A 23720-nucleotide genomic window follows, 5' to 3' on the forward strand; every position below is an offset into this window, starting at 1 on the left:
GTCAGTCCTCGATCGTCAGGCGCAGATAGGCGACGCGCCGGTCCAACCTGGCGTCACCCTCGCTGGCCGGTGCGCTGCCGTCCGCATTGGCGATGCCGCGCGCGGCCAGCGCCAGCGCCAGCCAGCGCGCGCGTTCGGTGCGCAGGCGCTGATTGGTTTCGTCGCTGCCGACGTGCGTATTGGCGCCGACGCACGTCAGCCGGACACGCACCCCGGCCACCTTGCCCAACTCGAGCGCACGCCCGGCCTCGCGCGCGATCGCATCGACCGCGGCGCCGCTGGCGTCGGTCGCTTGCACATCGTCGACGAATTCGACCGCATGGGACGGCAGCTCGCGCGCCAATCGCGCCAACTCGGCACGTGCGGCGGCAACGGCGTCGACTTCCGGCGTCAGCGTCGAATCGACGCGCGTGACGCCGGCGATCCACGCCGCGCGCGGCAAGGTCGCGTCCAGCCACGCCTGCGGCGCCGCGCCGGCCAGATTCAGCACACCGTGTTCGACCGCAAGACGCACACCCTCCGGCGGCTGCAGCAAGCGCCGTGCGCGATGTTCGACCACGCTGTCGGCGGTGGACAGATAACCCTCGACTTGAAGCTTCGGCACGACGCCCTCGAACTGGGCCGGATCGAGCAGCGGCGCCAGCGGGGCGGCGTCCGGATCGAGCAGGCCGCGCACCTGCAAACGGCTCCACGGCTTGGCCTCGATCGCGCCGAGGACGAAGCCCGGATGCGCCTCCAGCTTCGCCCGCAACGCATCGACGCGCGCGTGCCAGCGGTCGCGACTGAGCAGGAAGGCGAACAACAGCGCCGTCAGCAGCAGCACGATCAGCAGCAGCGGCAGGCGCGAAGGCGACTTGCGCTGCTGCACTTGGTCGGCGGCGCTCGCCTGCTCGATCAAGGCGGTCGGCTGCAGGCCTTGGCCCCAGGCTAAAGCATGCTCGGGTGCGCGCGGGTCGGCGCTCGGTTCGGCCAGGCGCGTGTGGACTTCCTCCAGCCGCTGTTCGAGCAGGCCGTGCAGCGCCGGCGGCGGCACCCCGCGCATGAAGCAGGCGAGATTCGCGCGCGGACCGTGCAGCACCCACACCAAGTGTTCGCCGACGCGTACTGACTCCAGCGTATCGCCGGCTTCGCGTCCGACCGAATCGCCGACGAACTCGCCGAGCGCGGTGAGCATGCCGGCGATCGCGTCCTTGTCCAGTTCGGGCAGGCCGGGCGCGGCCTCGTGATGCAGCACCAGGCCGGAATCGCGCTCGATCAGGAACACGTGGTCGATCGCGTAGGCGAGGCGGTGTTTGAGTACGACCTGCGCGTAGGGCACGCCGGCGCGCCAGGCTTCGATGCGCCACTGGATGCCGCGCAGAGTGAAGCTGCTCTCGATCGCGCCGTTGAGATCGGCGACGAGGTTGCGCAGCGCTTCGGCGATCGATTTGCGAATCAGCGGCCCGATGATCGGGAACAGCACGTCGATCAGGCTTTGCCGGTTGCGCTGCACCGCCGCGCCGAGCGCTTGCGAGACGGGCGCTGCAAGCGCGTTGGCGACGCGTGTGGTGGAGGCCTCGTCGGCCAGTGCTTCGAGTGCGCCGGGCAGGCGCTGCGCCAGATCGCGCTGCGCTTGCTCGAGTTCGATGATGCGCCGGCGCGCCGCGTCGAGTGCGCGCCGCTCGTCGCCGAGCAGGATCTCGCGCAGGCGCTCGAAGTCAGCCTGCGCGCTCGGCTCCTGCGAGTCTTGGTCGGGTCCTGACGAAGTCACGTCGGCGTGCGACCGCAGGCGCGCTTATTTGAGGGTCGGCAGGTCGAAGTCGCCCTTCAGGCGCAGCGCGAACTCGGTCAGGAGCGCGGCCAGATCCTCGCGGCCGACCTTGTCGGCGCGCAGTTCGGCGCTGCTGCGCGACAGCGCCGCTTCGGTCTCGCCGGCGCGTGCGCTGGCGCTCGCGTGCAGGTCGGCCAGAGCACTGCGATGGCGTTCGTCGCCGGCCGCCAGCTCCTGCCCAAGCGCTTCGAGCGCTTTGTTGACTTCACCGCGCGCGGTACGCGCCGCCTGTTGCAGGCGCGATTCGAGGTCGTCGACGGCACCGTTGCGATCCTGCACTTCCTGGCGCAACAGCTTGCCGAGCTTGTCGAGCTGGTCGTCGATGCGCTTGTCGATCTGCGCCAGGCGCTTGTCCTGCGCTTCGCGCATGCGCGCAAGCTCGGCTTCCAGACGCTGATTGAGTTCCTGGAAGCGGCGCTCGTAGTCGCGCATCTGGCCGCCGAACAGGATGTCGCGGATCTGGTCGACGTTGCGATCGGCGCCGGCATCGGCGGCGGGCTTCTTCGGGTCTGCCATGGACTTGCTCCTGGTTTGCTGGCGCGGCGCCGCCGGCTGGCGCGCCGCCGCCGGCGCACGCACGCGCGCACCGGCCTTGTTCTTGCTGCTACGTGGAAGCGATTTCGCTGCGGTTGCCACGACTTCCCCCTTAGCAGATCGTCGAGCGAAGCGCTCCTGCCTCGTTCGCTGCGTAGATCGCGGCGTAGCCGCGTCTCGCGTGATGCGGATCGGCGACATCGCCGCCGCTGCGCGTGCGAACCGTCCTCGGACGGTAACGATGGACATTCGCCACCGCCCGTCCACGGACGCTTTCGCGCCGCATTGTTGCATCCACCCTCGCCGCTGCCCACCCCGCCGGGCGTCGGCGCCGGCAACTAGACCTGTTCCAGCCGATAACCGTGCTGGTAGATCGCGGCGAGGCGCCAGCCGTGCTCGCCGTTGAGATCGAGCTTCTTGCGCAGGCGGCTGACGTGGGTGTCGACGGTGCGCGTGGACACCGCCGCGCTGAGGTTCCACACGTTCTCGAGCAGGGCATCGCGGCTGACGATGCGGCCATGGCGACGGAACAGGAAGTTGGCGAGATCGAATTCGCGCTGGGTCAGCTCGATTTCGCGGCCTTCGATGCTGACCTTGCGCCGCTTCGAATCGACCTGATAGGGCGCCAGTTCCACCGTTTCGCCGGCACCGGCTTCGGTGTCGCTGCCGTGCCGGCGCAGCACCGCGCCCAGGCGCGCCAACAGTTCGCGCCGCTTGGGCGGCTTGATCACGTAGTCGTCGCCGCCGCTGGCGAGGCCGCGCACGATGTCGTCTTCGGCGTCGCGCGCGGTCAGGAACACCACCGGCAATTTGCTGTTGGCCGACGAGCGGATCGCGCCGATCACCTCGATGCCGGTGCTGTCAGGCAGCATCCAGTCGAGCACCAGGAGATCGATCGCCTCGGTGCCCTGACGGCGCCGGAACTCCGTTGCGCTGCGAAACAGCCGTACCGTGTAGCCGGACTCCTCCAGCCACTGGCCGACCAGCGCGGCCATGTCGGGGTCGTCCTCGAGCACGCCGACCACCAGGCCGAGTTTATTCATGCCGTGCTACCGGTCGTTGCGGAATGGTCCATCAAACCGTTTTTCCCCGACATTATTCGACGATGAAGTTGACGCGCATGTTGACGCGCCATTCGGTCACACGGCCGTCCGCGTCGGTCAACACCTTGATGTCGTTGACCCAGGCGCCTTTGAGATTCTTGACCGTCTGCGAAACCTTGGTCAGCCCTTGCTGTACTGCGTCCTCGATGCCTTTGGGCGACGAGCAGCTCAATTCGATAACCTTGGCAATGGACACGATCGTCTCTCCTCGGATTCGACTTCGACACTATAACAAAGCCGAAAGACTGGGAAAGGTTTAGTGCAAATCGCCGCCGTCGGCATCATCCCCGTGTGATCGGCCGCACAATCACCGCAGCGCGATTCACACGATTCAAGCCAGCGCCGGCGCATTCGGCCGCAGCCGGTCGCGCGGCAGATAACGCAGCCAAATGAGGAACACGACCAAAGCGTCGAGCACGATCAGCGCCTGCCATAGATACAAGTGGAACCACTCGAACCACAGCTTGCTCCATTGGCCGAGGTAGAACAGGCTGATGATGCGCACCAGATTGAGCGTCTGGATCGCGACGAAACCAATGCCGATGCCGGTCAGTTTGTATTTCCACGGCGCCGGAAACGCGAGCATCGCCGAGACCAGGATGATGACCGCTTCGATGCCGTTGCAGCCGCGCTCGATCGAAATCGCGAAATCGCCGCTGGTGGTCTGCAGGATCTTGCCGTAGGCGATCGCGTGCGGATCGAACAGGCCGACGATCCAGACGCAAACCTTGGCGATCGCCGCCGTGAACGGCAGGATCACGTGCTGCTCGACCGGCTGCAGGAGTTCGAGCACGAACAGCGCGGCGAGGAAGAACAGGAACAACGAAACGAAGCGCAGCATGGTACGGGCGGCTTCCGCGAACGACCGGACAGGCCGCCCAGTCTACGCCACAGGCGTGTCTGCATGAGACGCGGCTGCTAGGATTTACACATGAATCCCGCGCCGAACCTGTTTCTCATAGGGCCGATGGGCGCCGGCAAATCGACCGTGGGTCGCCATCTCGCCGAGCTGTTGCGCATGCCGTTCCTGGATCTGGACCACGAAATCGAAGCGCATACCGGCGCCGCCATCGCCTTGATCTTCGAACTCGAGCAGGAAGCGGGCTTCCGCCGCCGCGAGAGCGCGCTCTTGGCCGAGCTCAGTACGCGCGAGGGCATCGTGCTGGCGACCGGCGGCGGTGCCGTGCTCGATCCGGGCAACCGCACTCTGCTGCGCGAACGCGGCTACGTGATCTGGCTCGACGCCAGCGTCGAGGCGCAGCTCGCGCGGCTCGCGCGCGACCGCCATCGCCCGCTGCTGCAGGCGCCGGACCGGCGCGAGCGGCTCGAACAGCTGGCCACGCAACGCAACGCCTTGTATGCGGAAACGGCCGACCTGCGCCTCGATTCGGTCGGCGTCGGCAACAGCATGCACGCCGCGCACGATCTGCTCGACCTGCTCGAAGCGCGTTGGCAGCGCGGTCGCGCGGAAAGCGCCGCATGAGCACGACGGTCGAGGTCGCGCTCGGCGCGCGCAGTTATCCGATCTGGATCGGTCCCGGCCTGCTCGGCGAGGCGGCACGCTGGCGCACGGCGATCCGCGGCCGCCATGTGCTGGTGGTGACGAACGAAACGATCGCGCCGCTCTATCTCGAGCGCGTACTGGCCGGCCTGGACGGTTTCGCGCACAGCGCGCTGGTGCTGCCGGATGGCGAGGCGCACAAGACGCTGGCCAACAGCGGTGTGGTGTTCGACGCGCTCGCCCGCCTCGGCGCCAACCGCGACGCCACCATCCTCGCGCTCGGCGGCGGCGTGATCGGCGACCTCGCCGGCTTCGCCGCCTCCGCGTGGATGCGCGGCATCGACTTCGTGCAGATGCCGACCACCCTGCTCGCGATGGTCGACTCTTCGGTCGGCGGCAAGACCGGCGTGAATCTGCCGGCCGGCAAGAACCTGGTCGGCGCATTCCATCAACCACGCGCCGTGGTGGCCGACACCTCCACCCTCGCCAGCTTGCCGCCGCGCGAATACCGCGCCGGCTTGGCCGAAGTGGTCAAGTACGGCGCGATCGGCGACGCCGCATTCTTCGATTGGCTGGAACTGCACGCCGCTGCGCTGAATGCGCGCGAGGACGCCGCGCTGATCGAAGCGATCGCGACGAGCTGCCGCCACAAGGCCGGCGTGGTCGCGCGCGACGAGCACGAACACGGCGAGCGCGCCCTGCTCAACTTCGGCCACACCTTCGGCCATGCGCTGGAAACCGACAGCGGCTACGGCAACCTGCTGCACGGCGAGGCGGTCGCGATCGGCATGCGGCTGGCGGCGCGACTTTCCGCCGATCTCGGACGCGCTTCACCGGCGGACGCCGAACGCCTCGCGCAACTGCTCGCCGCACTCGGCCTGCCGACGACGCTGCCGCCGAGCGACCCGGAGCGCCTGCTCGCGCTGATGCGGCTGGACAAGAAAAACCTCAGCGGCCGCCTGCGCCTGATTCTCTGGCGCGGCATCGGCCGCGCCGAGATCGTGGCGGATGTCGACGACCGTGCGATCGTCGACGTGCTCGACACGGCGAACTAGCCTGCGCAGGGCACTAACCTGCGCAGGAACGCGCTACTTCGCTCAGAACTTGTGCGCCAATCGCACGAACCAGGCCGCGCCGTTCAAGCCGAACTGCACGCTTTCGTATTTGAAGCCGTTGTCGGTTTCGTCCGGGTTCTGCTTGGTCGGGAATTTGTCCAGCACGTTCTGGCCGCCGACGGTGAGCTTGGTGTTGTCGCTGAAGCTGTAGGTCAGGCTGACGTCGGCCGAGGTCTTGTCCGAATAGTGCTGATTCGGCACCGGCGGACCTGAGAACGTACCGAGCGTCATCTCGCCGAAGTAGATGATCTTCAAGTTCGCATCCCACTTGCCGATCGCGTAGTCGAAGCCGAGCGTCGCCTTCGAGCGCGGCGCGCCGCCTTCGATGAACAGGCGATCGCGCTCGCCGAGCAGAGAGTCCTCGCGCCCGACCAGGGACGGCGGCGTGTGCACCTTGCGCACCGTGGTGGTGCCGCGGTTGAAGGCGAGGAAGCTCGCCAGCGTGCCGTTGCCGAGTTCCGCCGTGTGGTTGACGGTCAAGTCGAAGCCTTGCGTCTTGGTGTCGACCGCGTTGACGAAGAACTGCGCTTGGCCGACACCGAGTTGCTGCAGGATTTCGCCGATATCCGGATCGTCGGTGCCGAAATAGCCGCTCAGCACGATGCGATCGTCGATGTCGATGCGGTAACCGTCGAGCGTGACCGAGAGATCGTCGAGCGGCTTCCAGGTGAAGCCGAGCGTGGCGCTCTTGGATTTTTCTTCCTTCAGATCGGGAATGCCGGCCGCGCGCGCGATGCGGCCGCCGTTCGGTGCCAGCACCACGTCGACCGGCACGCCGCTGATGAAGTCGGTGAAAGTGGAAGAGAAATAGCGCTGCTGCAACGACGGCGCGCGGAAACCGGTGCTGACCGAACCGCGCAAGAGGAAGCTATCGGTGAGATGGAACGCGCCGGCGATCTTGCCGGTCAGGGTCGAGCCGAAGTCGCTGTAATGCTCGTAGCGCACCGCCTGGTCGGTCATGAAGCGCTCGCTCCAGTTGGTTTCGACGTCGAAGTAGGCCGCGTAGCTGTGGCGGCTCTTGTCGGTCGCATCGCCCGGCTGGAAGCCGGGGAAGCCCTGGCTGCCGGCGTTGCCGCCGCCCGGTCCGTCGGCGTCGACCCAGGAGCCGCGCTCGCCGGCGTAGATCTGGTAGTTCTCGTGGCGGAACTCGCCACCGAACGCGATGTTGACACCGTGCAGCCAGCGGTCGAAATAGCGCGAGAAGTCGAGGTTGGTGGTCGCCTGCTCGAACGAGAAGCCGCCCGCGTTGAAGCGGCTCGGGCTGATGCCGGCGCCGCCGTTCTCCAGATCGAGGTTGGCGATCGAGGCGTTCAAGGTGTGCCGGATCGAGTCGATCAGCTTGTTGTAGCCGAAGGTCTGCGACGCGTCCACGCGCCAGTCGTTCCAATTCCACCAGACACCGGCGGTGGCGTGGCGATCTTGGATGTAGGGATCGATGAAGGGCACGAAGCCGTCCGGATACATCGCGGCGGAGTTGCGCGAAGGAATGTCGTCCGAGCCGATGCCGCCGCGCGCGAACGCCCCCGACGAGGCGCTGCGGTTCTGGATGCCGCCGTCGAAATAGAAATGCGCGCCGTTGGCGAACGGAATGTCGCCGTTGAAATAGAACGTGCCGTTGCGCACCGCGGTGTCGCCGATCGTGCGCGGGCTGCCGGGATCGGAGCGGTTGGAGCGGCCGCGATCGAGATATTCGGCGGTCAGCGCGAGCACGCCGTCTCCGGCGACGGCGAAGCCGCAGTAGCCCGAAGCGAGATAGTTCTTGCCGTCGCCGCGATCGTACTGGCCGTAGCCGACCACCGCCTCGCAGCCCTTGCGCCGCTTCAGCTCGATGTTCATCACGCCGGCGATTGCGTCGGAGCCGTACTGGGCGGCGGCGCCGTCGCGCAGGATCTGCACGTTGTCGATCGCCAGCATCGGAATCGTGTTGAGGTCGGCGCCAGTATTGCCGCGGTTGCGCGCGCCGAACAGGTTCAACAGCGAACTGGTGTGCAGGCGCTTGCCGTTGACCAGTACCAGAGTCTGATCCGAACCGAGTCCGCGCAAGGCGGCTGAGTCGACCGAGTCGGCGTTGTCGGCACCGGTCTGCCGGCCCGAGGTGAACGACGGCGTGGTGTACTGCAAGGTCTGCGCGAGGTCGAACGAAGGTCCCTGCTCGGCCGCCTTGGTCATCGGCAGCAAGTCCACCGGCACCGCGGTTTCGGTATCGGAGGATCGATCGCGCCGGCGCGAGCCGAGCACGGTGATGCCTTCCAATTCGGTGACCTTGGCCTCGGCGCTCGGCGCCGGCGGCGCCGTGGCGGCGTCCTGAGCGGACGCGGCGAGAGGAAACATTGCGACAGCGAACCACGCGGCACACCGCGCCGCCTTGCCCTGCGGACTGACCATGAACTCTCCCCGTTGCGGATAGCCGTCGCAGCTTACCCGATGTTCTGCCGGCAACCGTGTCGCGGATCGCACGCCCGCAGTTACAATCGCCGGCTACAATCGGCGACGACCATGCGCCTGTTCATGCAAACCCAAGCCGTCGGCACCGAAGTGCCGCGCTACTACCAGATCGTGCTCGAGCAGGACCTGCTCGGCGGCTGGATGCTGTTCCGCGAATGGGGCCAGCAAGGCAACCGCGCCAGCAGCAAGCGCGAGCTGTTCCTGGAACGCGACGCGGCCATCCACGCCTTCGAGCACGCACGCGACGCCCAGCTCAAGCGCGGCTTCCAAGTCATGTTCAGCCAGGGCTTCGACGGCCGCCGCGCCGGCTAGACCTGAGTCCGATTGCCGCGCCCCGCTGCGCGCGGGCCGCCGCTGCGGCGACAATGGCCGCATTCCCGTCCGCCGAGTGCTGCCGCATGTCCGCTCCCGATCACCGCTTCCTGCGCGCGCTGCGCCGCGAACCCGTCGACAAGACGCCGATCTGGATCATGCGCCAGGCCGGACGCTACCTGCCCGAGTACCGCGCCACGCGCGAGCGCGCCGGCAGTTTCTTGAAGCTCGCGCAGACGCCCGAGCTCGCCTGCGAGGTCACCCTGCAGCCGCTGGCGCGTTTCCCGCTCGACGCGGCGATCCTGTTCTCCGACATCCTGACCATTCCCGACGCGATGGGCCTGGGCCTGCACTTCGTCGACGGCGAAGGCCCGAAGCTGCGCCATCCGCTGCGCAGCGCCGCCGACATCGCCAAGCTCGGCGTGCCCGATCCGGAAACCGACTTGCGCTACGTCCCCGACGCAGTGCGCCTGATCCGGCGCGAATTGAACGAGCGCGTGCCGCTGATCGGCTTTTCCGGCAGCCCCTGGACCTTGGCCTGCTACATGATCGAAGGCGAAGGCTCGGCCAGCTTCGCGCGCGCCAAGGCGCTCGCGCTCGACGACGCCGCCACCATGCATCGCCTGCTCGACACGCTGGCGCAGTCGGTCGCGCGCTATCTGGCGGCGCAGGCCGCCGCCGGCGCGCAGGCGCTGATGGTGTTCGACACCTGGGGCGGCTTGTTGGCGCCGCAGGCATTCCGCGATTTCTCGCTGCGTTATCTGGCCGAGGTCGTGGCTCTGCTGAAGTCCGACGCGGCCGCGCGCGAGGTGCCGCTGATCCTGTTCTCCAAAGGCGCCAACACGCATCTCGAAGCCTTGGCCGGCACCGGCTGCAGCGCGCTCGGCGTCGACTGGACCGTCGACATCGGCGAGGCGCGCGCGCGCGTCGGCGCACGCGTCGCGCTGCAAGGCAACCTCGACCCGGCCGTGCTCGCCGCCTCGCCCGCGGCGATCCGCGCGCAGGCGCACAAGGTGCTCGACAGCTTCGGCGCGCATCCCGGCCATGTCTTCAATCTCGGCCACGGCATCACGCCCGACATCGATCCCGAACACGTCGCGGCCCTGGTCGAGGCGGTGCATGGATATCCGCGCGCCTGAGAATGCGATGACGGCGCGCGAGCAACTCGCGCGCTCGGCAGGCGACGCACTGCTGCAGAACCCACCGACGATCCACGCCTCCACGCCGGCGGCGCGTCCGCGCCATCGGCGCGTGCTGCACCTGGTCTACGCGCCGGCGGATTTCCCGCGCTTCTGAAGCGCCGCGTCGATCGCCTCGCGCAGCAATTGCAGCGTGGCCGGCTTGCGCAGCAGGACGTCCATGCCGGCGAGGCGGATGTGCGCCTCCTCGTCGCCGACCGAACGTGCGGTGATCGCGATCAGCGGCAGGAGCGCGCCGTCTTCGCCGGCGCGGATCATGCGCGCGATGCGCAAGCCGTCGAGGCCGGGCAGATCGAGGTCGAGCATCGCCGCGTCGAAGCGCTCGCCGCCCGGCTCCGTCGCGCGCTTGAGTTCGCTGAGCGCGGCGAGCCCGTTCGGCGCGTGCACGGCGCGATGACCGAGTTCGGCCAACATGGCGACGACCACAGCCGCCACGGTCGCATCGTCTTCGACCAGCAGCACGCACAGGCGGCGCGAGGGCGACAGCGGCGGCGCCGGTATCGGCGCGGCGGCTTCCGCCGCCTCCGGCAGCGGCAATTCGACGCTGAAGGTGCTGCCGGCGCCGAGCGCGCTGGCGACCTCGATGCGCCCGCCCATCAGCTGCGCCAGCTCGCGGCAGATCGCAAGGCCGAGGCCGCTGCCGCCGTGGCGCTGCGAGATGCCGTCGGCCTGCTCGAAGCGGCCGAACAAGCGCTCGCGTACCGCTTCGCTCATGCCGGGGCCGGTATCGACGACGCGGAACAGCAGACCGTCGTCGCCGCGCGCCAGACACAAGGTCACCGTACCGCGCTCGGTGAACTTCAGCGCGTTGTTGGTCAGATTGAGCAGGATCTGCTTGACCCGCAGCGCGTCGCCGACCACGCGCGTCGGCGTGCCGGCGGCGACGTCGAGCGCGAGGCGCAGTCCCTTGCGCTCGGCCAGCGGCTGCTGCAGCACGCCGACTTCGCGCAGCAGCGCGGCCGGATCGAACGGCGCCGCCGCCAGCGCCAGCTTGCCCGCCTCGATGCGCGCGAGGTCGAGGCTGTCGTTGACGATGCGCAACATCAACTCGCCCGACTGGCGGATCGCACCGGCATAGCCGCGCTGGCGTTCGTCCAGCGTGGTGCCGAGCAAAAGTTCGCTCATGCCGAGCACGCCGGTCATCGGCGTGCGGATCTCGTGCCCCATGGTGGCGAGGAAGGCCGACTTCGCTTCGATCAAGAGTTCGGTGCCGCGGCGGCGTTCCTCGGCGAGCGCATCGGCGTGACGCCGGCGCAGGCGCGCGCGCCAACGGCCGAGCGCGAGATAGCCGAGCACCAGCACGGCCAGCGCATACAGCGCATAGGCGAGCGGCGTGCGCCACGGCGGCGGCGCCACGCGCACCGGCAACGGCGCCAGCGCGCTCCAGGCGCCATCGACGTTGGCCGCACGCAGTTGCAATCGGTAGTCGCCGGGCGGCAGCTGCGAATAGATGCGCTCGCCGCGCTCGGCTTCGATCCAATCCTGATCGAAGCCCTCGAGCCGCACCTGATAACGATTCGCCGCTGGGTTTTCGTAGGAGAGCAAGCGCGCATCGACGCGGAAATCGAGATCGTCGTGCTCGAGTTCGATCGGTGCGCCCGCATCGAGCGCGAGCGCGCGACCGCCGCGCTGCACGCCGAGCGCGGTCAGCCGCAGCGGCGATGGCGCGGATTGCAGCTGCAAGGCCGCCGGATCGAAACCAACCATGCCGCGCAGCGTGCCGGCGTAGAGCGTGCCGTCGGCGGCGCGCAGCAAGGCACCGGCGACGAATTCCGAACTCGGCAGGCCATCGCGCTCGTCGAAGCGGCGAATCGCGCCGGTCTTGACCTCGACCCGCCACAATCCGCGCGGCGAGCTGACCCAGACGTTGCCGTCGGCGGCGACCGCGAGCGCGGCGGCGGTCAGGCTCGGCCAACCGGCGGCCGCACCGAGGCTTTGCACGCGTTCGGCGCCGGCCGCACCGAGGCGATACTGCTCCAAGGCGCCGAGCCGGTGCAGCCAGAAGCTGCCGTCGGCGGCGAAGTCGAACGCGCTGATCGGTTCGCGCGGCACGCCCGCGACTTCGACGAAGCGATCCTGCGCCGGGTCGTAGCGCTCCAGTCCGCTCATCGTCGCCAGCCAAGGCCGGCCGTCGCGATCGAGTACCAGCGCGAGCACGTCGGCGTTGGCGAGCTTGCCGTCGCTGGGCGTGTAGCGCGCCAGCACGCGCGGCGGCTCCAGCGCCAGCCGCGCGACGCCGCCGCCGCGCACGCCGGCCCAGACGCTGCCGTCGCGCGCCGGCACCAGCTGGTCGACGATGCCGGGCGGCAGCGCATCGGAGCGGCGCAGATCGGTCGGGATCTCGACCGCGCCGAGATCGCGCAAGGAATGCAACTTGAGCCCGGCGGGCGAGCCGATCCAAACGCGGTCCTCGCCCTGCGGGAGAACCGAAGCCAGCGGCGGTCCGGACAAGTGCAGCCGCTCGCCCCAGCGTTCGATGCGCCCGCTGGCCGCATCGATGCGATCGAGCCCATCGTTGCCGCTGGCGACCCAGATCGCAGCGGAGCGGTCGATGCCGAGCGCGCGCACGCGTGCGCGCGTGAGGCTGTCGAGGTTGCCCGGCATGTGGCGGAACACCGAGAAGTTGCGCCAGTGCGGCGGCAGATGGGCGACACCGCCGTCGTATAGCGCGAACCAGGTGCCGCCCTCGGCGTCGCGCTGGATGTCCATCGTGCGCGTGCCCGGATAGGCGCCGGGTGAAATCTCGCCGCCGTTGTAGCGATGCAAGCCGAGCGCATCCTGGCGCAGCAAGCCGCCGCTGACACCGATCCATAGCGCGTCGGCGCTGCCGCGCGCCAAGGACAGCACGCGCAGCGGTGCCGGCGCGGCGGCGATCTCGTCGCGGTAGCGCAGGTCCGCGCCGACACGGAACAAGCCCTTGGTGGTGCCGACCACGACGCCGCCGTCGTCTTCGCCGACGAAGGCGGAGACCTTGGTCGGGCCGGGACGCTGCAAGGTCGGCGGCAGCTCGACGTGAACCAGGCGGCCGTCGGCTTGCAGCACGTCGACGCCGTCGTCGGTGCCGATCCACAAGCGCTTGCGCGCATCCGGATACAGGCTGATCACGCTGGTCGAACGCAGGCTGCCGGGATCTTCCGCGTCGTGGTCGTAGCGCTGGAAGCTGCCGTCGGGCAGCAGGCGGTTGAGGCCGCCCAGATAAGTACCGACCCAGATCGCACCGTCGGCGTCCTCGACGATGGTGAAGAGGTCGTTGCTGCCGAGCGTGCCGAGTTCGTTCGGCCGGTGCATCCAATGGGTGAAGCTGCGGCCGTCGGCTTCGAGCCGGTTGAGGCCGGTCGCCTCGCCGCCGCACCAGAGCCGGCCGGAACGGTCGACCAACAAGGCGGAGATGTCGTTGGCCGGCAGCGAGGCCGGATCGGCCGGATCGTGCCGCAGCACGCGAAAGCCGATGCCGTCGTAACGCGCGAGACCGTCCTGGGTGCCGATCCAGACGTAACCGTCGCGGTCCTGCACGGTCTTGTAGGCGACGCTCGACGGCAGGCCGTCGGCGACCGTCAGCGAAACGAATTGCGGCGCCGCCGGCGGCGGCGCGGCCTGGGCGAGCGCGGCGGCGAATGCCACGAGCGGAATGACCAGCAGCGATCGATACACTTTCCTTTTCCCCTGCTTCCGTACTGGCCCAAGACGCCGCGCGTGTGCCGCTGGCTAGAATGCAGGGGTTCGCGAGACTCGTCCATGCCGCCACCGCGCCTACCACTCCGCCTGATCCTGTTCGCCGCGTTCGCGGTGGGCGCCGCCGTCTTGATCGGACTTCTGGTGTCCACGCTGAACAATGTGCTCGAGTTCTATCAGCGCGTGGCCGCACTGCCTGTGTGGCTGCGGCTGCCGCTGATCGCGGCGATTGCGCTGGCGATCGTCGCCCTCGCCTGGCTGCTGTGGCGAATGGCGCGGCCAGCCTCGAAGACCGCCATTCCGAAAGCGATTCCGGTCTCACGGAGCGAGGTCGATGCGCGCATCGACGCGTTGCGCGAACGGCGCGCCGAAACGGCGGCGTTAGAAGCCGAGTTGATCGAGCTCGACCGCCGCCGCAGCGGCGGCGACGTCTACGTCGCCTTGTTCGGCGAGATTTCCACCGGCAAGTCGAGTCTAATCCGCGCGCTCGCGCCCGAAGCCCTGCCCGATGTCGACGTGCGCGGCGGCACCACACGTGCGGTCGCGCACCATCGCGGCCGCTTACCAGACGGGCGCGAACTGATGCTCGCCGACGTCCCCGGCAGCGGCGAGGTCGACGGCCGCCTGCACGAGCAGCTCGCACGCGACGAAGCGCTGCGCGCGCACGCGGTGGTCTATCTGTGCGCCTCGGATCTGACCCGCGCGCAGGACACCGAACTCGGCTGGCTGGCCGGCTTCGGCAAGCCGCTGCTGCTGGCCTTGAACAAGGCCGATCTCTACACCGAGAGCGAGCGCACGGCACTGCTGCAGCGCTTCGAGCAGCGTTACGCGAAGCGGGCGCGCGCGATCGTCGCGATCAGCGCCGGCGGCAACGAGCGTTACGAGCGCACTTTGGCGGATGGGCGGCGCGAGAAGGTCGAACGCGAGCGCGTGCCCGACATCGCTGCGCTGAAAGACGCGCTGGCCGAACTCACGCGCCTCGGCGCGGCAGCGCTGGAACCGGCACGCGAGGCGGCTGTGCTGGCCGAAGTCGGCCGCCGCGGCGACGAGCTGGCGCGGGCGGTCGCCGCCAGCGAAGCGGCCGAAACGGTCGCCAAGTACACGCGCCGCGCCGTGGTCGGCGCGCTGGCCGCGGTCGCACCGGGCAGCGACATCCTGATCCAAGGCGCGCTCGGCACCGCCCTGGTGCGCGAACTCGCGCGCATCCACGGCGTCGCGGTGCGCGAGCTCGATGTCGAGGCGCTGCTGACGCGGGTCGGCCTCACCGTGCGCAACACCACCGCGATCGTGCTGGCGATCGCCGGCAACGCGCTGAAGGCGTTCCCGGGCTTGGGCACGCTCGGCGGCGGCGTGCTGCATGCGATCGCCTACGGCCTGGTGTTCGACAGCCTCGGCAACGCGCTCGCCGCGACCTTGGCCGAGCGCTCCGCGCTCGATGCCGCCGACGTCGAAACGCGCGTGCGCGCCTTGCTCGCCGAGCCCGCGCGCGAACGCGTCGAGCGCGTCGCGCGGCTGGCGTGGGAGGCGGCGCGCGGGGAGCGCGGCGGCGAGCGTTGACGCGCATGACCGTGCCGCGCGTCCATCTCTCCCGCTTGGGGAGAGGTGGCGGGAAGACCCGACGCAACGGCTGAATGCAGTGTTCACACCACGGCGCTAGCCTAGGCCAAGCGTTTTTGCCAAGCTGCCGTCCATGCGCGCCTGCCAGGCCATCGTCGCTGTATTCGTCCTCGCTCTGTCGGCGAGCGTCGCGGCTGCGCCGGAGACTTACCGCTTCGATCCGGTGCATACGCAGATCTGGTTCAGCGCCTCGCACCAGGGCTTCTCGCATCCGCTCGGGCGCTTGCGCGTGAAGGACGGTTGGTTTTCGTTCGACCCGGCCGACTGGAGCGCGAGCCGAGTCGACGTGACGATCGATCTCGCCTCGGCCGACCTCGGTGACGACAAGTGGAACCAGACCGTGCGCTCGGGCCAGTTCCTCGACGTCGAACGCTGGCCGGTCGCGCGCTATGTCGGCCGCAGCGTCGAAAAGAAGACCGAGACGAGCGGCATCATCCACGGCGAACTCCAGTTTCGCGGCGAGGTCAGACCGCTGGACCTCACTTTCACCCTGAATCGGATCGCCAACGATCCGTACCTGTTCAAGCGCAAGGCCGGCTTCTCGGCGAGCGCGACCTTGCAGCGTTCGATGTTCGGCATGAAGCGCTACGCCGAAGTCGTCGGCGAGGAGATCGCGCTGCGTTTCGAAGTCGAAGGCATTCGCGACGGCGATGCCGCCAAGCCCACTACCGAGGAAGCGAAAGATGGCGCTGAAAAGTGACGCGACCCGCTGGGGCAGCCTGGCCAAGTTCTTCCACTGGACGATCGTCTTGTTGATCCTGACCCAAGCGGTCATCGGCCTGGTCATGGTCGAGCTGCCCAAGCGCCCGAACACGATTTCGATCTATTCGCTGCACAAGTCGATCGGCATCACCATCTTCGCGCTGGCCGTGCTGCGCCTGCTCTGGCGCGTGTTCGATCCGCGCCCGCGCGATGTCCAGGGCATGCCGCATTGGCAGGCGCTCGGTGCGCGAGTCGGCCACGCCTTGCTGTACGTGCTGATCTTCGCGGTGCCGCTGTCGGGCTGGCTGTTCGATTCCGCCTCGAGCCTGCGTCCTTTGTACTGGTTCAACTTGATTCCGCTGCCGAACCTGACCGGTGGCAAGAACGAAGCGATCAAGGAATTCGCCGAAGGCGCGCACGAGCTGCTGTTCTGGGTGCTCATCGCGGTAGCCGCCGGTCACGCCGCGGCGGCGCTGGTCCACCACTTTCACAACCGCGACGAAACGCTGGCGCGCATGCTGCCGTGGCGACGTCGCACCGATCCCGTTTCCTGACTCGCAAAGGAGTAAGACCATGCTGCTGCGTTCCATGATCTGTGTGGCCCTGTTGCTGCCGCTGTCGGCGTTCGCGCGCGACTGGCAGGTCGATGCCGGCAAGAGCACGCTGAGCTTCAAGGGCAGCTACCAGGGCGAAGGCTTCGACGGCAAGTTCAAGCGCTTCGACGCGACCATCGCCTACGACGCGGCGGATTTGTCGAAGTCGAAGTTCGACGTCAACGTCGATCTCGCCAGCGCCGACACCGGCAACGGCGATCGCGACGACTCGCTGCACGGCGAGGATTTCTTCGACGTCAAGAAAACGCCGAAAGCGCATTTCGTCACCGAGTCGTTCGCCAAGGGCGCTGACGGCAGCGTCGAAGCGAAGGGCAAGCTGACCATTCGCGACAAAACCCAACCTGTCACTTTGAAGGTCAAGTTCGCCGAGAGCGGCGACGGTGCCACGCTCGACGTCGACGCCGTGCTCAAGCGCGCCGACTTCGGCCTCGGTGCGAGCAAGGATTGGTCGGACGTCGGCGCCGACGTGCCGGTGCACGGTCACCTCGTGCTGAGCGGCAAGTAAGGCGCGAATGGAAACACCGCGCGCGTTGTGGCGGCGCCTGCAGCAACGCTTCGCGCGCACGCCGGGCGCAGCGGAAGACGAGGTGCCGCGCGGCGAATCGCATCACGCGCAGGCTGCGGCGAGCCTGCGCGCGCTGCTCGAAGACGCGCAGATTCCCGCGGCCGTGCGCGGCAGCCTCGCGGCCGACTTCGCGCGGCTCGAATCGATGCTCGGCAAACTCGAACGCGGCGAATTGCACATCGCCGTGTTCGGCCGCGTCAGCGTCGGCAAGTCGGCGCTGGCGAATGCCTTGCTCGGCCAGGACGCGTTCACCGTCGGCGTACTGCACGGCACCACGCGCGAGGCCGGCCAGCGCCGCTGGCGCGAGGTCGCCGGCAGCGGCGTGCACCTGATCGATACGCCCGGGATCGACGAACTCGACGGCGAGGCGCGTGAGCGGCTCGCGTTCGAGGTCGTCGGCGTCAGCGATCTGGTCGTGTTCGTGGTCGACGGCGACATGACCCAGCGCGAGCGCGATGCGCTGCAACTGCTCGCGCGCACCGAGCGCCCGCTGCTGCTCGCCTTGAACAAGGCCGACCGCTACGGCGAGGACGAACTCGAACATCTGCTCGAGCGCTTGCGCGAACGCGCGCATGGGCTGGTGCGCGCAGAAGACGTGGTCGCGACCGCCGCGCAGCCGGCGCCGATCGAGCGTGTCCGTGTCGATGCGAACGGCGCCGAACACATCGAGCGCATCGAACGCGCGCCGGATCTCGACGCCTTGCGATCGCGTCTCGGCGCGATCGTAGAACGCGAAGGCAAGACGCTGGCCGCGTTGAACGCGAGCCTGTTCGCCGGCCGCGTTTCCGATCAGGTCGGCGCGCGCATCGCCGACGCGCGGCGAGAACTCGCCGCCAAGGTGATTCGGCAGTACTGCGTGGCGAAAGCGGTCGCGGTTGCCTTGAATCCGATTCCGGTCGCCGACCTGCTCGCCGCCGGCGCGCTCGACGCGGCCCTGGTCATGCACCTGGGTCGGGTCTATGGCCTGCCGCTGACGAAGGTCGAAGCCGGCTCGCTGATCGCCGTAATCAGCGCGCAACTGGCGGCCTTGATGGGCGCGATCTGGGGCGTGCATCTGGTCGCCTCGGCGCTGAAGGGCGTCAGCGCCGGCCTGTCGACCGTGGTCACCGCCGGCGCGCAAGGCGCACTGGCTTGGTACGCGACCGAGCTGGTCGGACGTGCCGCGGAAAAGTATCTGGTCGCCGGCAAATCCTGGGGCGAGCAAGGTCCCAAACGCGTCGTCGCCGGCATCGTCGAAGACCTCGACCGCGATTCGATCCTGCGCGAGGCGCGTGCGGAAATTTTGCGGCGCTTGCGCGATCGCGCGCCGGCTCGATAGCGGCGCTCATCAGCGCCGCCGCGGCAACGCCGCGTGACGGACGTCGATTTACCGATTCTTTGCGCGGTCTGCGCCGCGCATTTACAAGACGCCGCGCATGCTTCGATCGCTCCCTATGGAGGCTGCGCATCATGAACCGAATCGTTCGGATGAGTACGTCGATTGCGCTCGCGTCATTGCTCTCGGGCTGCGTCACGGTCGAGCAATGGGCGCAAGCGGCCAGCGCCGGCCACACCGGCTGCATTCCGGAGGCGAATCGGATCAGCAATTACAAAGGCACGAGCGTCGGCACGACCTGGAACGCCACCTGCGCCGGCAAGGTGTATCTGTGCTCCGACATCGCCGGCAAGAACAGCGACGACATTTCCTGTGCGCCGGCGGTCGATCCAGCGGCGGCGCAATAACCGCCGCATCGGCGACAACGAGTCGAGCGGACTCGGTGCGAGCGCCGGATGTTACTTATCGAAACGCTACGAAAGCTTTCACACCGGCGCAACCGTTCGCGCGCTAGCGTGCGACGGTCGCGCGCCCGTGCGCGACCCCTATTTCCCTGATCGGAGGCCGGCGACCATGAAATTTCAGTTCGTGTTCTCGACGATACTCGGCGGCAGTCTCGCGCTGCTCGGCGGCGGCGCGGCAGCGCAAGGCCTGGACGCGCTGAAGGGCGCGGGCAGCGGCTTGGACGTGTCCTCGCTCGCCTCCGGCAGCGCCGGCAACGCGGCCGGCGTCATCGAGTACTGCGTGAAGAACAACTATCTCGGCGGCGATGCGGCCGCTTCGATGAAGGACAAATTGCTCGGCAAGGTCGGCGGCGACGACGCCAAGGACAGCGACAAGTCCGACTACACCGACGGCGCCAAGGGATTGCTCAAAGGCGGCGACGGCAAGAGCGTCGATCTGCAAAACCTCGGCGGTGGCGGCGGCCAGCTCGGCGGTCTCAAGGACAAGCTGACCAAGAAGGCCTGCGCGAGCGTGCTCGACAACGCCAAGTCGTTGCTCTGAACTCAGCGCCGCGCGTGCGGCGCCACCCGACCCTCATCGCGCCGCGCAATGCGGCGCGTGCTCGTTCAAGCGACCGAACGCAAGCGCGGCGGCGGCGCGCAGTCGTCGATCATCGCGCGCAAGGCCGGATGGCGGATCTGAAACACCTCGAACACGCCGGCCGCGCGCAGATACGGCACGCGTCGCAACAGTTCGTCTTCGCAGGCGCGCCGCTCCGGCTCGTCGTCTTCGGCGGCCAGCGCACGCTGCGCCAGAGCGACGAATTCTTCGATCCAGATCAAGGCGGTGAAGGCATTGCCGCGCTCGACCGGCAGGACCGGCGGCGGAGCGATGGGCGGGAGCAGGCGCAAAAGAGTGGGAGCGTTCATGAGCGTCGTTATCGTTGTGTATACCGTCCGGACGGTACAGTATATACTTCTATTTTTCTCGTCAACCGGTCACCGCATGCCCGCCAAGCCGAGCGCCCGCGAACGCATTCTCAAAGCCGCCGAGCAAGTCGTGGTCGAGATCGGAGCGGGCAATCTGACCTTGGAGGCGGTCGCCGCTGCCGCCGGCGTCAGCAAGGGCGGCTTGCTCTATCACTTCGCCAACAAGGAAGCGCTGCTCAAAGGCATGGTCGATCACCACATGGACGAGGAAGCGGCGCGCGTCGTCGCCGTCCATGCCGAACTCGGCGGCACGCCGGCGACCTACTTGCGTGCGTTCATCGAAGCGACTCTGCAGACGAGCGGCAAGGACCTGCACTCCCCCGCCGTCTCGCGTTCGTTCCTGGCGGCGGCGGCGAATTTCCCCAGCCTGCTGGAGCGGCCGCGGCGTGAAGTGGGCGAGCACTTCGCACGTCTGCGCGCGCTCGGCGAGAATTTTCCGCTCGCTGCGATCGTCAGCCTCGCGATCGACGGCCTCTATTTCAGCGACATCTTCGAAATCTCCGCCCTGACCCCCGCCGAGCGCGACCGCCTCGCGGCCGAACTGCTCGAACTCGCCGATCGCGCCGGCCGCGGCTGAGGCTTTCGCCCGTCGCATCGCGGCGCCTGACAAGCACGACTCGACCTGCCACCATGGCGTGTTTTCTCATCGTCAGGAGCCGTGCGCATGTCCGACCATTACGCGATCCGCCGCGACGTCGGCCCGTGGGCGCTGATGCTGACCGGCCTCGGTTCGATCATCGGTTCGGGCTGGCTGTTCGGCGCCTGGCACGCGGCGCAGCTCGCCGGCCCCGGCGCGATCTGGGCCTGGCTGATCGGCGCTGCGGTGATCACCACGATCGCACTGACCTACGCCGAACTCGGCGCGATGTTTCCCGAATCCGGCGGCATGGTGCGCTACGGCCATTACTCGCACGGCTCCTTGGTCGGCTTCATCGCGGCCTGGGCGAACTGGATCGCGATCGTCTCGGTGATTCCGGTCGAGGCGGAAGCTTCGGTGCAGTACATGGCTTCGTGGCCGTGGGCGTGGGCGCAAGGCTTGTTCGTCAATCACGAACTGACCCTGCCGGGATTGGCGATCGCGGCGGTGCTGGTGGTCGTGTATTTTCTGATCAACTACTGGAGCGTGAAGCTGTTCGCCAAGACCAACAGCTTGATCACGCTGTTCAAGCTGGTGGTGCCGGCGGCTACCGCGATCGCGCTGATCGCGACGGAATTCCATCCGGAGAATTTCCAGGTCGGCGCGCACGGCGGCGCCCACGCGATCAGCCTGTCGGCGATCCTGACCGCGGTCGCGGTCAGTGGCATCGTCTTCAGCTTCAACGGCTTCCAGAGTCCGGTGAACCTCGCCGGCGAGGCACGCGATCCCGGCCGCAGCGTGCCGTTCGGCGTGCTCGGTTCGATCGCGTTGGCGACCGTCGTCTACGTGCTGCTGCAGATCGGCTTCCTCGGCGCGGTGAATCCGGCGGCGATCGCCGAGCACGGCTGGGCCGGGCTTTCCTACAGCTCCCCCTTCGCCCAGCTCGCGCTCGCGATCAATCTGAACTGGTTGGCGCTGCTGCTCTACGCGGATGCCTTCGTCAGCCCGAGCGGTACCGGCATCACCTACACCGCGACGACCGCGCGCATGATCTTCGGCATGGAACGCAACGGCACCCTGCCGAAGATTCTCGGCCGCATCCATCCGATCTACGGCGTGCCGCGTCCGGCGATGTGGCTCAATCTCGCGGTGTCGTTCCTGTTCCTGTTCTTCTTCCGCGGTTGGGCAACGCTGGCTGCGGTGATCTCGGTGGCGACGATCATTTCCTACCTGACCGGCCCGATCAGCGTAGTGACGCTCCGCCGCACCGCGCCGACGATGCACCGGCCATTCCGCCTGCGCAGCTTGGCCTTGATCGCGCCGCTCGCCTTCGTCTTCTCGACCGAACTTTTGTACTGGGCGAAGTGGCCGCTGACCGGCGAGATCATCCTCTTGGTCGTGCTGGCGTTGCCGATCTACTTCTACTACCAGGCACGCGCCGGTTGGCCCGACTTCCGGCGCCAGCTGCAAGGCGCCTGGTGGCTGATCGCCTATCTGCCGAGCATCGCCGCGCTGTCTTACATCGGCAGCACCGAATTCGGCGGACACGGCTGGATGTCGTTCGGTTGGGATCTGCTCGTCGTCGCCGCCGTCGGTGCGGCGTTCTATGCCTGGGGCATGCGCTCGGGCTGGCGCACGCCGGCGATCGAAATGGCCGAACAAAGCGCCATGCCGAGATGAGCGAAGCGGTGGGAAAACACCGCCGCAGCGCGAACTAGGGTTTTCCCTAGCTGGGGCAGGCACGGATGGGCAGGTCGTTGGAGAGATGGTCAACTGGCAGATGCCAGGCCCACTTCCTTCGAGGCTCGCCATGTCCGTCGGTCCCGTCTCCAACAACACCAATACGCTGAGCAGTCCTGCCGGCGGCAACGAATACCGCATCCAGCGCGGCGACACGCTGTCGAAGATCGCCTCCGAGCACGGCGTCTCGGTGCAGGATCTGCTCGCGGCCAATCCGCGCATCAACAATCCGGACGTCATCTACGAGAATCAGTCGCTGACGATTCCGGGCGGCGGCAACGGCCATTCGACCGCGTCCAACGGCGCGGCCAACGCGCAAGGCCCGAGCGGCGTTGCGGGCGCCACGCCCAATTCGCAGCAGGGCCGCATCAACGAAGCGATGGGCTTCTTCGAAAGTCAGGGTTGGACGCGCGCGCAGGCCGCCGGCATCGTCGGCAACCTGCAAGCAGAGAGCGGCGTCGATCCCAATCGCGGCCAGGACGGCGGCGGCCCGGGCTACGGCCTGGCGCAGTGGGAAGGTCCGCGCCAAGGCGCGTTCAAGGCTTGGGCCGGCAAGGACATTCATCAGTCGACGTTCCGCGAGCAGCTGGAGTTCATCCAGCACGAGCTGACCACGACCGAACGCGGCGCCGGCAACGCGCTGAAGGGCGCGACCAACCCGACCGACGCGGCGCGCATCTTCTGCGAGAAGTACGAGCGCCCCGGCGTTCCGCATCTGCAGAATCGCATCAACAATGCCGAGGCGATCTTCCGCAACGCCTCGCCGACGCAGACCAGCCCCGGCAGCACTACGCCGCAGCCCGGCACGCAGCCGAGCACGCCGTCGACGACGCCGAACGCGGCCGGCGGCAACTACACGGTGGTGAAGGGCGACACGCTGTGGGACATCGCGCGCGCCAAGGGCGTGTCGCTGTCTTCGCTGATCGCGGCGAATCCGCAAATCAAGAATCCCGATCTGATCTTCCCCGACCAGGTCATCAAGATTCCGGGCGGCGGCAACGGCGCTACCCGTTCGGGCGGTACGCAAGGCACCACGCCGAGCCCGGGCGTGACGCCGACCGGCAACAACCCGGCCGCGATCGCCAATCAGTTCCTCGAGCGCAACGCGTCCGAGCTGAAGAAGAGCGGCGAACTGCCGATGAACCCGAACGTGCCGAACGACGTTTGCTGCGCCAACTTCGTCACCGCCTGCCTGCAGAAGGCCGGCCTGATCAACTGGCACAGCGATGGCGTCATCGACATGGCCAACCGCCTCAAGGCGCAGGGCTGGAAGGTGGTCGATGCGGCCCATGCCAAGCCGGGCGACGTCGCCATCGTCAACGGCGGCGCGCACACCGAACTGGTCTCCAGCAACGACGGCGGCAAGATCACGCTGATCGGCTCGAACAACCGCAACCCGGACGGTTCGCAGCGCGTCACCCACGGCAATCCGTACGGCAACACCTACTACCTGTCACCGCCGTAAA

Annotated in this window: 23 protein-coding genes; 15 read left to right on the plus strand and 8 right to left on the minus strand. The window is 68.0% G+C overall.

What is annotated here, in order from left to right; genetic code table 11:
* Nucleotide 1 precedes the first annotated feature (1 nt).
* From AC3QL3_RS17215 to xrtH, 5 genes are all read right to left on the minus strand, one after another.
* Nucleotides 2–1750, minus strand: coding sequence for a hypothetical protein (locus AC3QL3_RS17215; RefSeq protein ID WP_492895312.1), 1749 nt, complete (start codon nucleotides 1748–1750; stop codon nucleotides 2–4).
* Between the two features lie 24 nt (nucleotides 1751–1774).
* Complete coding sequence (locus AC3QL3_RS17220; protein ID WP_492895313.1) at nucleotides 1775–2593, minus strand: hypothetical protein; 819 nt, start codon at nucleotides 2591–2593, stop codon at nucleotides 1775–1777.
* 89 nt (nucleotides 2594–2682) lie between these two features.
* Nucleotides 2683–3387, minus strand: a complete 705-nt coding sequence (locus tag AC3QL3_RS17225) for a response regulator transcription factor (RefSeq protein WP_492895314.1) — start codon at nucleotides 3385–3387, stop codon at nucleotides 2683–2685.
* Nucleotides 3388–3439: 52 nt separating this feature from the next.
* The gene (locus AC3QL3_RS17230; protein WP_492895315.1) at nucleotides 3440–3643 is read right to left on the minus strand and encodes a dodecin family protein; all 204 of its coding nucleotides are present in this window, start codon (nucleotides 3641–3643) and stop codon (nucleotides 3440–3442) included.
* A 135-nt stretch (nucleotides 3644–3778) separates the two neighbouring features.
* Nucleotides 3779–4288: an exosortase H gene (gene xrtH, locus AC3QL3_RS17235; protein WP_492895316.1), complete on the minus strand. Its 510-nt coding sequence runs from the start codon at nucleotides 4286–4288 to the stop codon at nucleotides 3779–3781.
* A 90-nt stretch (nucleotides 4289–4378) separates the two neighbouring features.
* On the opposite strand from xrtH, the gene AC3QL3_RS17240 reads away from it, so the two are divergent.
* Both AC3QL3_RS17240 and aroB read left to right on the plus strand, forming a co-directional pair.
* Nucleotides 4379–4930 carry a shikimate kinase gene (locus tag AC3QL3_RS17240; RefSeq protein ID WP_492895317.1) on the plus strand — a complete coding sequence of 184 codons (552 nt, stop codon included), beginning with the start codon at nucleotides 4379–4381 and terminating at the stop codon, nucleotides 4928–4930.
* On the plus strand, nucleotides 4927–6003 hold the full coding sequence (aroB, locus tag AC3QL3_RS17245) for a 3-dehydroquinate synthase (protein ID WP_492895318.1): 1077 nt from the start codon (nucleotides 4927–4929) through the stop codon (nucleotides 6001–6003). The genes AC3QL3_RS17240 and aroB overlap by 4 nt, the downstream gene beginning before the upstream one ends.
* 42 nt (nucleotides 6004–6045) lie before the next feature.
* Here aroB and AC3QL3_RS17250 read toward each other — a convergent pair whose 3' ends face one another.
* Entirely contained in the window at nucleotides 6046–8394 is a 2349-nt protein-coding gene (locus tag AC3QL3_RS17250) for a TonB-dependent receptor plug domain-containing protein (RefSeq protein ID WP_492895319.1), read from the minus strand.
* Between the two features lie 165 nt (nucleotides 8395–8559).
* On the opposite strand from AC3QL3_RS17250, the gene AC3QL3_RS17255 reads away from it, so the two are divergent.
* The 3 genes from AC3QL3_RS17255 (at nucleotide 8560) to AC3QL3_RS17265 (ending at nucleotide 10116) form a co-directional block, all read left to right on the plus strand.
* Complete coding sequence (locus AC3QL3_RS17255; protein WP_492895320.1) at nucleotides 8560–8820, plus strand: WGR domain-containing protein; 261 nt, start codon at nucleotides 8560–8562, stop codon at nucleotides 8818–8820.
* Between the two features lie 86 nt (nucleotides 8821–8906).
* The gene (hemE, locus tag AC3QL3_RS17260; RefSeq protein WP_492895321.1) at nucleotides 8907–9959 is read left to right on the plus strand and encodes a uroporphyrinogen decarboxylase; all 1053 of its coding nucleotides are present in this window, start codon (nucleotides 8907–8909) and stop codon (nucleotides 9957–9959) included.
* Entirely contained in the window at nucleotides 9940–10116 is a 177-nt protein-coding gene (locus AC3QL3_RS17265) for a hypothetical protein (protein WP_492895322.1), read from the plus strand. The genes hemE and AC3QL3_RS17265 overlap by 20 nt, the downstream gene beginning before the upstream one ends.
* Here AC3QL3_RS17265 and AC3QL3_RS17270 read toward each other — a convergent pair.
* Entirely contained in the window at nucleotides 10086–13670 is a 3585-nt protein-coding gene (locus AC3QL3_RS17270) for a hybrid sensor histidine kinase/response regulator (protein ID WP_492895323.1), read from the minus strand. The genes AC3QL3_RS17265 and AC3QL3_RS17270 overlap by 31 nt on opposite strands.
* Before the next feature lie 84 nt (nucleotides 13671–13754).
* Between AC3QL3_RS17270 and AC3QL3_RS17275 the strand changes: the two genes are divergently transcribed.
* From AC3QL3_RS17275 to AC3QL3_RS17305, 7 genes are all read left to right on the plus strand, one after another.
* Nucleotides 13755–15248 (plus strand): GTPase, encoded by a 1494-nt coding sequence (locus tag AC3QL3_RS17275; RefSeq protein ID WP_492895324.1) that lies wholly within the window; start codon nucleotides 13755–13757, stop codon nucleotides 15246–15248.
* 133 nt (nucleotides 15249–15381) lie between these two features.
* Nucleotides 15382–16008, plus strand: a complete 627-nt coding sequence (locus AC3QL3_RS17280) for a YceI family protein (protein ID WP_492895325.1) — start codon at nucleotides 15382–15384, stop codon at nucleotides 16006–16008.
* The gene (locus AC3QL3_RS17285; protein ID WP_492895326.1) at nucleotides 15992–16564 is read left to right on the plus strand and encodes a cytochrome b; all 573 of its coding nucleotides are present in this window, start codon (nucleotides 15992–15994) and stop codon (nucleotides 16562–16564) included. Before AC3QL3_RS17280 ends, AC3QL3_RS17285 begins: the two co-directional genes overlap by 17 nt.
* Before the next feature lie 19 nt (nucleotides 16565–16583).
* Nucleotides 16584–17129 carry a YceI family protein gene (locus AC3QL3_RS17290; RefSeq protein WP_492895327.1) on the plus strand — a complete coding sequence of 182 codons (546 nt, stop codon included), beginning with the start codon at nucleotides 16584–16586 and terminating at the stop codon, nucleotides 17127–17129.
* A 7-nt stretch (nucleotides 17130–17136) separates the two neighbouring features.
* A complete protein-coding gene (locus tag AC3QL3_RS17295; protein ID WP_492895328.1) occupies nucleotides 17137–18507 on the plus strand; it encodes a DUF697 domain-containing protein in 1371 nt (456 codons plus the stop codon).
* Between the two features lie 149 nt (nucleotides 18508–18656).
* Complete coding sequence (locus AC3QL3_RS17300; protein WP_492895329.1) at nucleotides 18657–18911, plus strand: hypothetical protein; 255 nt, start codon at nucleotides 18657–18659, stop codon at nucleotides 18909–18911.
* Nucleotides 18912–19077: 166 nt separating this feature from the next.
* A complete protein-coding gene (locus tag AC3QL3_RS17305; protein WP_492895330.1) occupies nucleotides 19078–19509 on the plus strand; it encodes a DUF2501 domain-containing protein in 432 nt (143 codons plus the stop codon).
* Between the two features lie 65 nt (nucleotides 19510–19574).
* Here the strand turns inward: AC3QL3_RS17305 and AC3QL3_RS17310 are convergent, their stop codons facing one another.
* Complete coding sequence (locus AC3QL3_RS17310; RefSeq protein WP_492895331.1) at nucleotides 19575–19877, minus strand: hypothetical protein; 303 nt, start codon at nucleotides 19875–19877, stop codon at nucleotides 19575–19577.
* 76 nt (nucleotides 19878–19953) lie between these two features.
* Here AC3QL3_RS17310 and AC3QL3_RS17315 point away from each other — a divergent pair, with 76 nt between their 5' ends.
* The 3 genes from AC3QL3_RS17315 to AC3QL3_RS17325 all read left to right on the plus strand — a co-directional run bounded on the left by AC3QL3_RS17315 (nucleotide 19954) and on the right by AC3QL3_RS17325 (nucleotide 23719).
* A complete protein-coding gene (locus AC3QL3_RS17315; protein WP_492895332.1) occupies nucleotides 19954–20514 on the plus strand; it encodes a TetR/AcrR family transcriptional regulator in 561 nt (186 codons plus the stop codon).
* Nucleotides 20515–20601: 87 nt separating this feature from the next.
* Complete coding sequence (locus AC3QL3_RS17320; protein WP_492895333.1) at nucleotides 20602–22194, plus strand: APC family permease; 1593 nt, start codon at nucleotides 20602–20604, stop codon at nucleotides 22192–22194.
* A 130-nt stretch (nucleotides 22195–22324) separates the two neighbouring features.
* Nucleotides 22325–23719 carry a phage tail tip lysozyme gene (locus AC3QL3_RS17325; RefSeq protein WP_492895334.1) on the plus strand — a complete coding sequence of 465 codons (1395 nt, stop codon included), beginning with the start codon at nucleotides 22325–22327 and terminating at the stop codon, nucleotides 23717–23719.
* The last annotated feature ends 1 nt before the right edge of the window (nucleotide 23720 follow it).

Source organism: Dokdonella sp. GW821-FHT11D02, assembly GCF_058808595.1.